The sequence below is a fragment of the Qipengyuania marincola genome, assembly GCF_029688625.1.
In the GTDB taxonomy this organism is placed as follows: Bacteria; Pseudomonadota; Alphaproteobacteria; order Sphingomonadales; family Sphingomonadaceae; genus Qipengyuania.
In genome coordinates, this window is record NZ_JARULC010000001.1 from 973,301 (window position 1) to 987,548 (window position 14,248).

Annotated in this window: 10 protein-coding genes; 7 read left to right on the plus strand and 3 right to left on the minus strand. The window is 61.8% G+C overall.

Translation table 11 applies throughout. The annotated features are described in order from the left end of the window. The first annotated feature begins 3 nt into the window (after positions 1-3). The 3 genes from P8Q88_RS04840 to P8Q88_RS04850 are packed head-to-tail and all read left to right on the plus strand — an operon-like array spanning position 4 to position 2,705. Positions 4-777 carry a type III pantothenate kinase gene (locus tag P8Q88_RS04840; RefSeq protein ID WP_278322686.1) on the plus strand — a complete coding sequence of 258 codons (774 nt, stop codon included), beginning with the start codon at positions 4-6 and terminating at the stop codon, positions 775-777. Then, the gene (locus tag P8Q88_RS04845) at positions 774-2,423 is read left to right on the plus strand and encodes a ribonuclease J (protein WP_278322687.1); all 1,650 of its coding nucleotides are present in this window, start codon (positions 774-776) and stop codon (positions 2,421-2,423) included. Before P8Q88_RS04840 ends, P8Q88_RS04845 begins: the two co-directional genes overlap by 4 nt. 9 nt (positions 2,424-2,432) lie before the next feature. Beyond that, positions 2,433-2,705 (plus strand): DUF1467 family protein, encoded by a 273-nt coding sequence (locus P8Q88_RS04850; RefSeq protein WP_278322688.1) that lies wholly within the window; start codon positions 2,433-2,435, stop codon positions 2,703-2,705. 3 nt (positions 2,706-2,708) lie between these two features. On the opposite strand, the gene P8Q88_RS04855 is transcribed toward P8Q88_RS04850, so the two are convergent. Next, complete coding sequence (locus tag P8Q88_RS04855) at positions 2,709-5,345, minus strand: ATPase (protein WP_278322689.1); 2,637 nt, start codon at positions 5,343-5,345, stop codon at positions 2,709-2,711. A 175-nt stretch (positions 5,346-5,520) separates the two neighbouring features. On the opposite strand from P8Q88_RS04855, the gene P8Q88_RS04860 reads away from it, so the two are divergent. From P8Q88_RS04860 to P8Q88_RS04870, 3 genes are read left to right on the plus strand one after another with little or no spacing between them, the layout of a single operon-like run. Continuing rightward, positions 5,521-6,711, plus strand: coding sequence for a hypothetical protein (locus P8Q88_RS04860; protein WP_278322690.1), 1,191 nt, complete (start codon positions 5,521-5,523; stop codon positions 6,709-6,711). Positions 6,712-6,764: 53 nt separating this feature from the next. Further along, positions 6,765-7,712: a hypothetical protein gene (locus tag P8Q88_RS04865; RefSeq protein ID WP_278322691.1), complete on the plus strand. Its 948-nt coding sequence runs from the start codon at positions 6,765-6,767 to the stop codon at positions 7,710-7,712. Between the two features lie 2 nt (positions 7,713-7,714). After that, entirely contained in the window at positions 7,715-9,157 is a 1,443-nt protein-coding gene (locus P8Q88_RS04870; protein WP_278322692.1) for a sensor histidine kinase, read from the plus strand. Between the two features lie 51 nt (positions 9,158-9,208). On the opposite strand, the gene gltA is transcribed toward P8Q88_RS04870, so the two are convergent. Beyond that, positions 9,209-10,483: a citrate synthase gene (gene gltA, locus P8Q88_RS04875; protein ID WP_278322774.1), complete on the minus strand. Its 1,275-nt coding sequence runs from the start codon at positions 10,481-10,483 to the stop codon at positions 9,209-9,211. A 22-nt stretch (positions 10,484-10,505) separates the two neighbouring features. Then, positions 10,506-11,957, minus strand: coding sequence for a glutamate--tRNA ligase (gene gltX, locus P8Q88_RS04880; protein WP_278322693.1), 1,452 nt, complete (start codon positions 11,955-11,957; stop codon positions 10,506-10,508). A 28-nt stretch (positions 11,958-11,985) separates the two neighbouring features. Here gltX and P8Q88_RS04885 point away from each other — a divergent pair, with 28 nt between their 5' ends. Then, on the plus strand, positions 11,986-14,172 hold the full coding sequence (locus P8Q88_RS04885; protein WP_446532530.1) for a ComEC/Rec2 family competence protein: 2,187 nt from the start codon (positions 11,986-11,988) through the stop codon (positions 14,170-14,172). Positions 14,173-14,248: the final 76 nt, after the last annotated feature.

A 14,248-nucleotide genomic window follows, 5' to 3' on the forward strand; every position in this document is an offset into this window, starting at 1 on the left:
ATCATGCTGCTCGCGGCTGATGTCGGTAACACCAACGTGGTTTTTGCTCTGTTCGAGGGTCGCGAAATCAAGGCCCGGTGGCGGATCGCCACCGATCCGCGCCGCACGGGCGATGAATACGCCGTGTGGCTTCTGCAATTGGCCAAACTGCAGGGGTTCAGGCGCGAGGATATCGACCAGATCATCATCGGGTCAGTCGTACCGCGCGCGATCCACAACCTCACTGTCCTGGCGGAGAAGTACTTCGGCATAACACCGCTGGTCGCCGGGCAGGGCGAAACAGCCTATCGCTTCGAGCTGGACATCGAGCAGCCAAGTTCGCTCGGCGCAGATCGTGCGCTCAATACGCTTGCCGCGCATGAAAAATATGAGGGCGATCTCATTGTCGTCGATTTCGGCACTGCAACCACCTTCGATGCGGTGGATTTCAACGGGGCGTACAAAGGCGGCATTATCGCACCGGGCATCAACCTGTCGCTCGACGCGCTGGTCGGCAATACCGCAAAGCTGCCGCGTATCGCGATCGAAAAGCCGGCCAGCGAAAGCGTGATTGGGCGCAATACCGAAGACCAGATGCTGATCGGTGTCTTCTGGGGCTACGTCGCGCTTATCGAAGGGCTAATCGAGCGGATGAAGCGTGAAATCGGGCGCCCGGCCAGGGTTGTCGCAACCGGGGGGCTGGCGCTGCTTTTCAATGAGCATACCGACCTGTTCGATGCGGTCGACAGCGACCTCACTCTGGAAGGTCTCGCAATTCTGGCGGAGCAGGTGCGTTGAAGAAAAACTTTACGCCGGAAGACGAGCTGCTGTTCCTGGCCCTTGGAGGCTCGGGCGAGATCGGCATGAACGTCAATCTTTACGGCTGCCAGGGCCGCTGGCTCATGGTCGACCTCGGCATGACCTTTTCCGGCGATCAGTATCCAGGTGTCGATCTCGTCTTTGCCGATCTCGATTTCATCGAGGAGCGTGCAGACCAGCTCGAGGCCATCGTGCTGACCCATGCGCACGAAGACCATATTGGCGCGGTCCCCTATTTCGCCGCCGATTTGGGTGTCCCGATCTACGCGACCCCCTTCACGGCCGAACTCGTCCGTCGCAAACTCGAGGAAGCGGGGATCGAGCATGAGATCGAGCTCAACATCATCAATGACGACCATGGCTCCTTCGAAGTAGGGCCGTTCGCGATTACCTATCTCCCACTCGCGCATTCGATCGCGGAGGGTAACGCCTTGCTGATCGACACCCCTCACGGGCGGATTTTCCACACCGGTGACTGGAAGCTCGACGAAGACCCGATCATCGGCGAGCCAACGACCGAAGAGGAGCTTACCGAAATTGGCGACGAGGGTGTGCTTGCGCTGGTCTGCGACAGCACCAATGTCTTCAACCCAGCCCCGAGCGGATCCGAAGGCGCGGTTCACAGGGGCCTCCTGGAGGAGGTGCAGCGGCATGCTGGCAAGCGCGTCCTGGTGACGACCTTTGCCAGCAATGTTGCCCGCTTGCAGACCTTGGGCGATGTCGCGCGCGAAACCGGGCGCCAGCTGTGCGTTGCCGGCCGGTCCCTCGACCGAATCATCGAGGTCTCGCAGGAAAATGGCTATCTCGCGGATTTGCCCGACCCGGTGGACTTCGACACCGCCATGGCATTGCCGCGTGGCGAGGTGCTGATTCTGGCGACCGGCGGGCAGGGGGAGCCGCGCGCCGCGCTCGCCCGGATCGCCGAAGGGAACCATCCGCTCGAGCTTGTCGACGGCGATGTCGTCCTGTTTTCGAGCCGCCAGATCCCGGGCAATGAAATCAGCATTGGATCGGTTCAGAACAAGCTTGCGGAACGTGGGATCACCATGGTCACCGACCGGCAGAGCATGATTCATGTCTCGGGTCATCCCGGGCGCCCTGAACTCGAAGCGCTCTATGGCTGGCTGCGACCCGATGTGCTCGTTCCGGTGCATGGAGAGATACGTCATATGCAGGAACAGGCGCGGTTGGGTGCAGCCAATGCCATCCCCGTAAATGTCGTTCAGAAAAATGGCGACATCGTGCGTCTGGCGCCTGGCGCGCCAGGCAAGATCGCAGAGGTTCGGGCCGGCCGGCTCGTGCTCGACGGCGACATCATCGTTCCCGCGGATGGCGAGGCGATCGCCATGCGCCGTCGCATCATGCGCGAAGGCGTGGTAATCGTTGCGCTCGACGGCGACCTCAATCCACGCATCGACAGCGTCGGGCTGCCGCTGGATGAGGATTATGCGGAGTTTCTCGACGAGGCACAGCAGGATGTCGTGGCTGCAATTCGCAAGCTCAAGGGCGCAGCCCGAAAGGACGCGGCGCTGGTGCACGAGACCGCGCGGCTCGCGGCACGCCGCGCCGCTTTGCGCTGGTCGGGCAAGCGACCGCAGGTCCGCGTGATCCTGCCAAATCTGTGAGACGCAGCCATGCAGTGGACCAGCATCCTGGCGATCTATTTCCTGTTTCTCGTCTTCAGCGCCTTCGTGCTGTTGCCCTTTGGCGTGAAGACGCATGACGAGGCAGGAATTGAGAAAGTCAGAGGTCAGGCAGACAGCGCGCCCGTCGAGTTTCGCCCCGGACGATTGATGCTCCGCGCGACAATTCTCGCTGCCGTTTTGACGACGGCCTATGTGGCCAATTACATCAATGGCTGGATCGTCGCCGAAGACCTCATTTTCTGGGGACCTTCGGCCGGCTAGGGATCACTCGCGCAAACGCTCGAGCGCCTGGGCGAGCACTACATAGAGCTTGCCCATGTCACTCGACAGCAAGGTGACGCTGACCGCATGTCCATCGCGCGTGCTCAGCATCGTCCGGAGCATGGCTTCGAAGTCATGGATATAGCGGCTCACATGCTCGCGGAAATCGCTGTCCGCATCGTATAGCTCGGCGATGTCTCGCGCTTCGGTGCTGTCGACAAGATTGACCGCACGTCTGGTGAAGATGCCGCGATCGCCGCGCAGATAGCTTGCCCAGGCCATATCGGTCACTTCGGTCGAGAGCGCCTTGGCGATATCGATGGCATTGGAATTCAGGCTCTCGGTAATCAGCGCAACGCGGCGAGAGAAATCGTTGTCGACCTCGTCGACTGCGCGTTCGCGGGCATGCTTGATCCGGTTTTCCAGATTGCCGGTCAGTTCGTTCACCTTGGCTAGCTGATCGCGCAGTTGGCGGACCGTCTCGCGCCCAGCTTCCGACGACCGGGTTGTAGCTTCCTCAAGTTTTGCAATCGCGCCTTCGGTATGCTCGGCGAGCGCGCGTTCTATCGCTTCGCTGCTTTGGGCACCGACCTTTTCCGCGAGTGACGCGATACGTTCGGCCTGCTCGTCTTCGATGGCCGCAAGAGCAGACTTCGCGCTGGCTTGCAGCGTGTCGATCGCAGCCTGCAATTCGTTTCGGGCGCGTTCTGCCACGGCCGCATTTTCCTCGCCAAGGGCGGCGACCCCGGCGCGCAGCCGCTCGATACTGTCGGCTTGGGCCATGGTATTTTCGCCGAAAGCGGATTGAAATCGATCGATTTCTTCCATTGCGCCGCGCGCGCTTGAGCCTGCAAGCTCCATGCTCGCGCCAGCCTTGTCGCCGGCCATGCGCGCCTCTTCGAGCAAGGCATGCACCTCGTTCGCTCGCGCTTCGAGGCCAGCCAGACGTTCCTCACTGGTCGCCATCGCTACAGGAAGCTCTTCGCGCGTATGATGCGCACTCGCCTGGATCAGTTCGAGCAGGCGGACACTCGCATCGGTTAGGGCTGCGACAGCCATATCTGTTCCGTCCAGCGCTTCGCGGCTTTCGACGAGCTTCGCATTAAGAGCGTCGACACCGGCCGAAACCTGCCCGCTCGCCTCGCGGCCCTGCTGATCCGCCTTTTCGAAGACTTCGCCGAGTAGCGCGATCTTTTCGGCCAAGGCTTCCCCTTCGCGCGCTAGCGCCTCCGACTGCTCGAGCTGGGCCGCCCTGCGCTCCGCGATTGCCGCATCGAGCGCTGCTATCCGTTCCTGCATCAGGGCGACCGCCTGCTCTTCTGCTTCCGCAAGGCGTGCCTGCCGCTTGAGTGCCTCGTCCTCGAATTTGCGATTACGTTCGGCTGTGCGCGCGTCGACCTTCTTGGCTTCGTCGACCAGAGCTTGAAGCTTCTTGTTGGCGAAGTCGATCGCACCCTTGTCGACGCCGCGAATCTCCTCGATCGCCTTGACCAGCCGCTCGCGCATGGCGTTGATCTGTTCGCCCCATTTGGCGAGCGCCATATCCTCGCCCGCCCGAACTTCGGCTGCCACGCTCGCGGCTTCGCCTCGCATGGCTTCCAGCCGCACCTGCAGGCTTGCGAAGAGCGCCTCGATCTCGCCCTCGATCATCGAATTGCTCTCGCCCATTTCTGCACGCAGGGCAGCCGCCCGGGCGCGCATGGCAGCAAGTGCCTCGACTTCACGGCTGTCGAGCTCGCCACGGAAGGTTTCGCCTTCCGCCCGCAGGGTCGCGAACCGTTGTTCGGTAATCGAACCGAGTTGCTCGGCCTGCGCTTCGAAGGCCACGAGCGCTTCATCGACGCGTGTTTGCAGCGAAGCGACCTGCCGTTCACTCGCAGTGCCGAACTCGTTGAGACGGCGAAAGCCCTTGATCAGTTCATCGAGTTGAGACTGTGCTGTCTGACCCGCAGCGCCGATCTGGTTGGAGACGTCCTTGGCGGAGTTGGCGATGACCGGGAGATTGTCGCGCAAGCGGTCCATGTTTTCGAGCGCCGTGCCGCTGACTCGCGCAATCGCTTCGACCTGCTCGCCATTGTCATGGATTAGACCCTGCAACCGGTCGGCATGTTCGGAGATACGCTCGCTCGCCGAACGGCCAAGATATTCGAGATCGCGGGTTTGCGAGCCGAGGAACTCGCGCGCCAGGCTTAGCTCGCGATTGACCACTGCAAGCTTCTCTTCGAGCTTGGCGGACTCGATTGATAGGGAATGGGCAACCTCGCCGAAGCGCCGTGCTTCGTGGCGTGAATTCCGCAACGCCAGCATCCACAGGCTGACGACCAGCAGTACCGGAATTGCCCAGCTGACGATCCAGCCGCTCCATTGCGCCGGTGTCCCGCCGGTCGACAGCGTGGCCCAGTTTGCCCAGGCGAAGAAGCCGGTCCAGACGGCTATCGCCGTAATGGCGAGAGCCGGGGCAATCCATTCGCGCGAAACGACTTCGCTGTCGTCTTCGGCAAAGTCCTCGACAAAATCGACATCGCCGGGTTCTTCGAAGGCGTCTGAATTTTCGACGGTATCGTCTTCGAATGCTTCGATTTCCGGTGATGCAGGCGTTTCGTCGCCGGGGACGGCCTTGATGATCGAGCGCTGGGTCATGGATGGAAACTACCACGTTTCCACTATGCTTAAACCCACTTTAACCAATTGCTCTGCTGAGGCAGGGGCAAGCGATCATCTCTCCAGTTCTGCCCAAACCGCTGCGGGGGGAATCTCGAACCGGAGGCTGGTCGTAGTTGCGAAGCGACTCTAAAACCGCGCCGTAGCCGCACGAATGGAGATACTTTTGCGCGTCGCGCTCCTGTCCATCCTCGATAATTCCGTTCCGGGCGGAGGACTGCGTGCGTCTTTTCGGCAGTTTGCGGGCAGGACCATTCTCGAGCGCCAGATCGACCTTGCCCTGGCGGCCGGCTGCGAGACCGTCGCCTGCCTCGTCGATGGCATAAGTCGCGAGGTCACCGAGGCCCAGCGTCACGCCGAGCAGGCAGGGATCAAATTCGTCGCCATGCAACAAACCCGGTCCCTTTCGGGTATGGTAACTGCCGCGGACGAAATCCTGGTCGTGGCTGCGGGCAACCTGCCGGCAGCGGAACCCGTGCTGCGATCCGTCAGCCTGCCAGTGATACTGGCCTTTCCTGCTGAGGATGCCGTCCCACGCGGTCATGAGCGGATTGACCAGCAATTTGCTTGGTCGGGCGTGATGTTGCTGCCCGGATCGATCGTCGAGCCGCTGGCGGAGCTTCCGCCCGACAGTGATATCGTCTCCGCTCTGCTGCGGCTTGGCCTACAGGCGGGGGTCAAGGTTCTCCCTCTCGAGAAACGGTTGCTGATTGAGGGCAAGTGGCACTGGATGCCAACTGTGGACGAGCTTGGCGAGCGGGAAGATCAATGGATCCGCGACCATGCCGAAGTCGCCGAGTTCAATGCGCCCGGGCTGGCGGTCGCGGAGCGCGTAGGGGCGCGACTTGCCCGCGATGCCCTTGGCACGCGGGCGGCCAGCGTGCCAGCCATCGGGGCCGCGATCTGTGGGCTCGGCGCACTCGGATGCGCCTTGGTTGGTCTGCACCTTCCAGCAATGCTGCTGGGTACATTCATGGCCGTCCTGAGTGCTGCCGGAGAAACGGTCGAGCGCATCGCCGGCGCGGGGCAGGCCGTCGGTCGCCGATCACGCACGGCGGCAGCGCTGGATTGGTTGACCGACCCCGTCTTCATCATATTGATCGCGCTGGCTTCACCTGAGGATACCCAATGGCTGCGCCTGTTCGTACCCATAATCCTGTTTGCCCTGATGCGCTTGGGCAATCGGATGCGATCGGACAGGTGGAAGGCGACCTATAGGGACCGTATTGCCGTCGGAGGCCTACTTGTGCCTTGCGTGGCCTTCGGCCTGGTGCAGCCCGCGACGGCAGTTCTGGCTCTTATCGTACTCGTCACGCTGTTTCTGGCGCCTCATCGCGGTGAATAACCGTCGATTAACCATGGATCTGCTAGTGATAAGCCATGCGGTTGGACCCGTCCTTGCCTGACGCTGCTCGCAGCGCCGATATCGCTGCGGCTCGCCGTGCCGTGGCCGATGGCGATGCCGTGCTCGCCCATGTCGGCCCGATCCTGGAACACCTCGTGGCGACGCCCGATCACTCACTGTTCAGCGATGAACTTGTCGCGCGCATCAAGGGCATGTGTCATCACATGGCGGGTCAGGTTCTGCGGGCACAGGCGGAGGCCACCGGGGAGGCAGGGCGAGAGGCCTTTGCAGAGAAACACGGCGATGCGCTTGCAGCGGCATTTTATCGCAATCCGCATATTCTGTCGCATTGCCATACCCTGGCGATGGAGTGGCAATTGGCTTCGCGCATGGAGGCGCAATATGGCCTAGATCCTGCCCTATCGCCCTTGTTGCAAGACCTTATCGCCTCAGAAGACTCCGGCGTCGCCAGTGCCGCGATGGCAACGCTTGCTGCACAGGCGCGCTTTGCCCAGACGCAACGACGCATGGAACTGCCAGTGAGCGAATTGCCCGGCGATCTTTTTCACGAAGTCTTGCTCGCATGGCGCGCTCACGCCGGTGATCGCCGATCAGATGCGATGATCCGGGCGGAGACCAAGTTGCGAAACGCCTATGACGAAGCATCGGCCAGACTTTCGCTCCTTGCACGGCTGGTATCGGGCATGGGGAACGAACAGGCCGGTGCGCTCGATCTGGAGCGGTCGGGCGTGGCCTTGTTCGTGACCGCGCTTGCGGTCCGTTCAAGCCAGTCGCGCGATCTTGCGATTCTCTCAACGCATGAGGGTCAGTCGAGTCGGCTCGCCCTCGGCTTGCGTGCTGCTGGGCTAACCAGCGAGGAAGTAAATGCCGAGGTGTTGCGCCTGCATCCGAACCGGGAGGTGCCTGTAACGATCGGTCGCCTGTCCGTGGCGGACGCCCGAACCATTTTGGCGGAGAGCCGGAGCTCGGGGATCGAATAATCATGGGCAATGTCGGCACCCAATACATCGCCCATGGCAAAGTGGACGCAGACGGCTCGCTCGTAGCGGCTGAAGAGCCGCTTGCGAGTCTTCAGGAGGCGTGTGGCGGTGAGGTCGGCGGCGCCGTCGCAATTCCCGAACTAAGGAGTCTGGTACACAAAGCGGCAGACTATGGTTTGCGTCTCGCGCGGCAATTCAGCGCCGTCGATGGCGAGAACACTGTGACCGCATGGGTCGAAATCGCACCACACTTCTCGGACGACGGACGTGTCGCAGAGTGCGACATAGACGTCGTCAGCTGGCATGCAGAGCCGCTCCCGCTAGAAAATGATCGCGAGGCAGTAAGCCGCCGGATCGAGATCAATCGTCACCTTGCCGATTGCCTCGTGCGTCTGAATCCCTCGCAGGGCATTCTCTCAGTCGAGACGCAAGCGCCGGATCTCGCTGACTTCCTGTCACGAACTGCGTCAGCGATGGGTGCGCCCTGGACGGATTTCGTCGAACTGCCGGGTAACGCCCACGAGCAGCCGCTCCACTGGCGGTTGCTGGACGGGGCGCGATGCGCGATCGATGGATCGGACCGTATGTGGACGGCCCATCTCGAACCTCTCGGTAAGGGCGATGCCGGAAGCAGCGGGTTCGTGCTCTATCTGACCGCGGACCGGCCCCTTGATACCCGTGCGGGAGCGGATAACACCACACCGCTCGATGGAGCTTCTTTCGGGCGAGATCTTACCCCGGTACTACGCCAGCCGATCAACCGGATCATTGCGAATGCAGAAACGATCCGCACAAAACTCGCCGGACCGATTGCCGACGAATACAGTTCTTATGCCGCCGATATTGCCATCGCAGCGCAGCATCTGCTTGCTCTGATCGATGATCTTTCGGACCTTGAGGTGGTTGAATCCGAACAATTCGTGACCGCACCCGACCGCATCGAGCTCGCCGATGTCGCACGGCGCGCCTGCGGCATTCTGGGCGTGCGGGCACAGGAGCGCGGTATATCGCTGGTGCCTCCGGTGGAGGGAGAAAGTCAGCTGGCTATCGCCGAATTCCGCCGCGTGCTGCAAATCCTGCTCAATCTCGTGGGCAACGCGATCCGGTATGCGCCTGAAGACAGCCAGGTGTGGATCCGGCTCGATCGCATCGGCAGCAGGGCGCTCATCACCGTGGCCGACCAAGGACACGGCCTGGACCAAGAGCAGCAGGCAAAGGTGTTCAGGAAATTCGAGCGACTGGGCCGAAGCGGCGATGGCGGTTCTGGTCTTGGTCTCTATATCTCGCGCCGGATCGCGCGCGCCATGGACGGCGATCTGACGGTCGAAAGTGCGCCGGGGCAGGGCGCACGCTTTACCCTTTCCGTGCCTGCGGCAGACGACATGCGCTCCGAACAGCGAGATGGTCCAGGCAAGGGCATATCCCGTCCCAAAGCGGACGACTGACAAGAAAAAGGGGCGCCGCAGCGCCCCTCGATCGTTTGGTTTGTCCTAGGCTCAACGCTTGTCGATCGCCACGTAGTCGCGCTCGGTCGGGCCGGTGTAGAGCTGGCGCGGACGGCCGATGACCTGGCCGGGATCCGAAATCATCTCGTTCCACTGGGCCACCCAGCCGACCGTGCGGGCGAGAGCGAATAGGGCGGTGAACATCGTTGTCGGGAAACCGATCGAATTCAGGATGATTCCGGAATAGAAGTCGACATTGGGGAAGAGCTTCTTTTCCTTGAAATAATCGTCGTTTAGGGCGATTTCCTCAAGCTGCAGCGCGGTCTCGAAAACGGGATCGTTCACGTTCAGCGCGTCGAAGACCTCGCGCAGCGTCTGCTGCATAACGGTCGCCCGCGGGTCGTAGTTCTTGTAGACGCGGTGGCCGAAACCCATCAGGCGGAACGGGTCGTTCTTGTCCTTCGCGCGCTCGATATAGTGCGGAATCTTGTCGGGCGAACCGATCTCCTGCAGCATATTGAGCGCAGCCTCGTTCGCGCCGCCATGTGCCGGCCCCCAAAGGCAAGCGATGCCCGCCGCGATACAGGCGAAGGGGTTTGCACCCGACGAGCCGGCGAGCCGCACGGTCGAGGTGGAAGCGTTTTGTTCGTGATCGGCATGGAGTATGAAGATGCGGTCCATCGCCTTTTCGATGGCCGGGTGAATCTCATACTCCTCGGCCGGAACGCCGAACGTCATGCGCAGGAAATTGCCCGTGTAGCTCAGGTCGTTTTTCGGCTGCATGAAGGGCTGGCCGATCGAATACTTGTACGCCATCGCCGCGATCGTCGGCATCTTGGCAATCAGGCGATGACTGCTGATCTTGCGATGCTCCGGATCGGAGATGTCCGTGCTGTCGTGATAGAACGCGGAGAGCGCTCCGACGACACCGCACATGATCGCCATCGGGTGCGCATCACGCCGGAAGCCTTGGTAGAACTGGCGGAGCTGATCGTGCACCATCGTATGGCGCGTGATGGTGTAATCGAAATCGTCGAGGTCTTCCTGGCTCGGCAGTTCGCCATTGAGCAGAAGGTAGGCGACTTCCATGAAGCTCGAATGTTCCGCCAGCTGTCCGATTGGGTAGCCGCGGTGGAGTAGGACGCCTTCCTCGCCGTCGATATAGGTCAGTGCGCTTTCGCAGCTGGCCGTCGATTTATATCCGGGGTCATAGGTGAATTTGCCGGTTCCGCCATAAAGCTTGCGAATGTCGATGACGTCCGGGCCGACGCTGCCCTGCAGCACCGGGAATTCTTGTGTCTGGTTGCCCAGATCGAGAGTGGCCATGTTGTCGGGCACGCGTTTCTCCTCAACGGTCTCCGGCCGGCCCGGGGGCGTCGGCCGCTTGCGCGTCGATCCGCGCGAGCGCTTCTGCCTTGCCCAAAAGGACCAGCACATCGAAAATGCCGGGGGACGTGGTCGTCCCCGTCAATGCCGCGCGCATGGGCTGCGCGAGCTTGCCAAGGCCCAGTTCGAGCTGCTCGGCATACGATTTCGTAGTGGCTTCGAGAGCCTCGGTTGTCCAGTCATTTTGCACATGCAGCATTTTGGACAGGCCCGCGAGACGCTCGCGTGCCTCGTCATCGAGCAAGGCCGCCGCCTTGTCAGTCATTTCGAGTGGACGCCGAGCGAAGAGAAACTGCGATCCGTCAATAAGTTCATTGATCGACTTCGCACGTACTTTCAGCACAGGCATGGCCTGTTCGAGCAAGGCGACATCTACCTTGTCGTCATAATTGTCGGCGACAATGCTGGCGAGGCGCGCATCGTCGGCCTCGCGGATGTAATGACCGTTCAGGTTCTGCAACTTTTTGATGTCGAAGCGTGCCGGGCCCTTGCCCACGCCATCGAGGTCGAACAGCGCAATGGCCTCGTCGCGGCTGATCTCCTCCTTGTCCCCGTGACCCCATCCGAGTCGCAGCAGATAATTGAACAGCGCTTCAGGAAGCACCCCTTCTTCGTCGCGATAGGCTTCGACCCCGACCGCGCCATGACGCTTGGACATTTTCGCACCGTCCGGCCCGTGGATCAGCGGGACATGTGCGTAGACCGGGTCGGGCCAGCTGCCCTCGATCTCATTCATCGCACGGATCACCGGCAACTGGCGGAAGGCGTTGTTGAGATGGTCGTCCCCACGAATAACGTGGGTAATGCCCATGTCGTGATCGTCGACCACGACGGCGAGCATATAGGTCGGCGTGCCGTCCGCCCGCAGGATCACGTAATCGTCGATTTCCGAATTCTTGACAGTAACCTTGCCCTGCACGGCGTCGTCGATGGTGGTCTCACCTTCGGTGGGCACCTTGAGACGGATCGCATAGGGCGCGCCTTCGGGGGCCTCGCTCTCGTCCCGCTCGCGCCAGCGACGATCATAACGCATGGGCTGCTTTGCCGCCCGCTGTTCGGCGCGCATCTGCTCCAGCTCTTCTGGCGTGGCGAAGCACTTGTAGGCATGGCCTGCCTCGAGCAGCTGCCTCGCAACTTCCGCGTGGCGCTCGGCGCGATCTGACTGAAACAGTGGCGGCTCGTCGAAATCGAGGCCGAGCCAGGTCAGCCCTTCGATGATCTTGTCGATCGCGTCCTGCGTGCTCCGCTTACGGTCAGTATCCTCGATACGAAGCAAGACGCGCCCACCATGGTGGCGGGCAAAAAGCCAATTGAACAAGGCCGTGCGCGCTCCACCGATATGGAGGTATCCGGTCGGCGAGGGGGCAAAGCGGGTTACGACCATTCCGGCGGGCGTTCCACTATCGCTTGCCATTGTCTCTCGCTTCCTTTCAAAGACTTGCATGGCGACGCGAGGGACGCCTTCTGTACCGATGGGGGGTACGGGCGATGCGCCCGCGCAGGCTGTGCCGCGCCCTTGGCGCATGCGCGGGCTCTTGTCCAGATTTGCCGATCGCAGCGAGACCATGCTGGCGCAGGCGGGGTTTGACCGGGGGCCGTGGATCGCTGTCGCATTCGCCGGAGGAATCGGCCTTTGGTTCGCGCTTAAGTCACCATGGCAGTGGTCGGCGACCATTGGCCTTCTTATGCTGATCGCGCTGGCTGCCATAGCGCTTTGGCGCGACCGAGATGAGCGAGCGCATCTGAAGCTCGCGACGGTGGCAGCGGCGCTCGTCATTGCTGCAGGGCTCGCAATTGTCTGGGCGCGGTCCGAACTGGTCGGAGCGGAGCCAATCGAGCGCCCCCGTTTCGAGCGAATGGACGCACGGATTCTCGAACGTGAGGAGCAACCCTCGCGCGACCGCGTCAGGCTCACGGTGGCGGTTCGCGATGCCGAAACGGGCACCGCACGAGCTTATCGTATCAACGTACCCCTTGCGGAAGCCAACGACGCTTTGCGCGAGGGGGCGCGAATCCGGCTCGCCGCTCGCTTGATGCCCCCGTCACCCCCGATTGTGCCGGGAGCCTACGATTTTGCGCGGCGGGCCTGGTTCGAAGGGTTGTCAGCCACAGGCAGTGTGACCGGCGACATAGAGATCGTCGAAGGGGCGGGGGCGCGGGATGGCTGGATAGCGCAGGTGCAGCGCGCGCTCTCCGCCCATGTAAGGTCGCGGGTCGAAGGCGCGCCCGGTGCCATAGCCGCCACACTGGCGAGCGGCGACCGCGGCTCGATCTCCGAGGAGAACGAGGCCGCCATGCGCGATGCAGGGTTGACCCACCTGCTTTCGATAAGTGGCCTGCATGTCAGCGCAATCATCGCAGCTGTTTATCTCATTACATTGAAATTGCTGGCTTTGTGGCCGTGGCTGGTGCTACGACTGAGACTGCCGGTGGTCGCTGCGGGGGCAGCAGCCCTTGCCGGCATATCCTATACCCTCCTGACCGGAGCCGAGGTGCCGACGGTGCGAAGCTGTCTAGGCGCGCTGCTGGTGCTGATCGCTCTGGTTCTTGGCCGCGAGGCTCTGACTTTGCGGCTTGTGGCCATCGCTGCAATGGCAGTCCTGTTGCTTTGGCCAGAAGCACTGGTCGGACCGAGTTTTCAAATGAGCTTTGCCGCGGTGATCGCGATCGTCGCGCTTCACAATTCCTCGCCGGTCAGGGCATTTCTTTCACCACGTGAGGAAAGTTGGTTCCGACGGTCCGGACGGCGTGTGATCATGCTCTTCGCAACAGGTCTGGTTATCGAATTGGCTCTCATGCCTATCGTCCTCTTCCATTTTCACCGAGCGGGATTGTACGGTGCTGGCGCCAACCTGCTCGCGATCCCGCTCGTCACCTTCGCCTCGATGCCGCTTGTCGCATTGGCCTTGTTTCTGGATCTGTTCGGGCTGGGTGCGCCTGCCTGGTGGCTGGTTGGTCGATCGCTCGAGGTGCTGCTCGGCATCGCTCATTTCGTCTCTGCTCAGCCGGGTGCGGTAAAGCTCGCCCCGACTATGCCGATGGCGTCGATACTCGTCTTTCTCGCGGGCGCCTTGTGGATGGCTCTCTGGCACGGCTGCTTGCGTCTATGGGGCATTGCGCCAATGGCGGTCGGTGCATTGTGGATGTGGGCAACGCCTGCGCCGGACGTCGTCATCACGCGCGACGGTCGCGATGTCGGCATCGCCAGTGCTGAGGGGCGGCTGCTCGTTTTGCGGGACAGTGATGGCAGTTACGCTCAGGAGAATCTGCGCGAGGTGGTGGCTTTGGAGGGTCAACCGATACCGCTGGGGCGCTGGCCGGCAGCGCGCTGCAGCAGCGACTTTTGTACTTTGGTCATAACTGTTGATGGGCGGTCCTGGCGCCTCCTGATTGCGCGTAGCCGCGAACTGATCGAGGAACGGGCCCTGGCCGCCGCATGCGACCAGTCTGACATTGTCATTGCCGATCGTTTCCTGCCGCGTTCATGCCGACCGCGGTGGTTGAAGGCTGATCGACGCTTCCTTCAGGAGCAGGGCGGCACTGCCCTCTATCTCGGCGAAGAACGCATCGAGACTGTGGCAAAAGGGCAGGGCGAGCATGGCTGGTTCAAACCGCATGCACGCAAGTGAAAATGGTTTGGTGCACTTTGCCATAACGGCAGGTATCATCCAAAAAGAAGGGCGCGGTATCCGCCCGCGCCCTCCT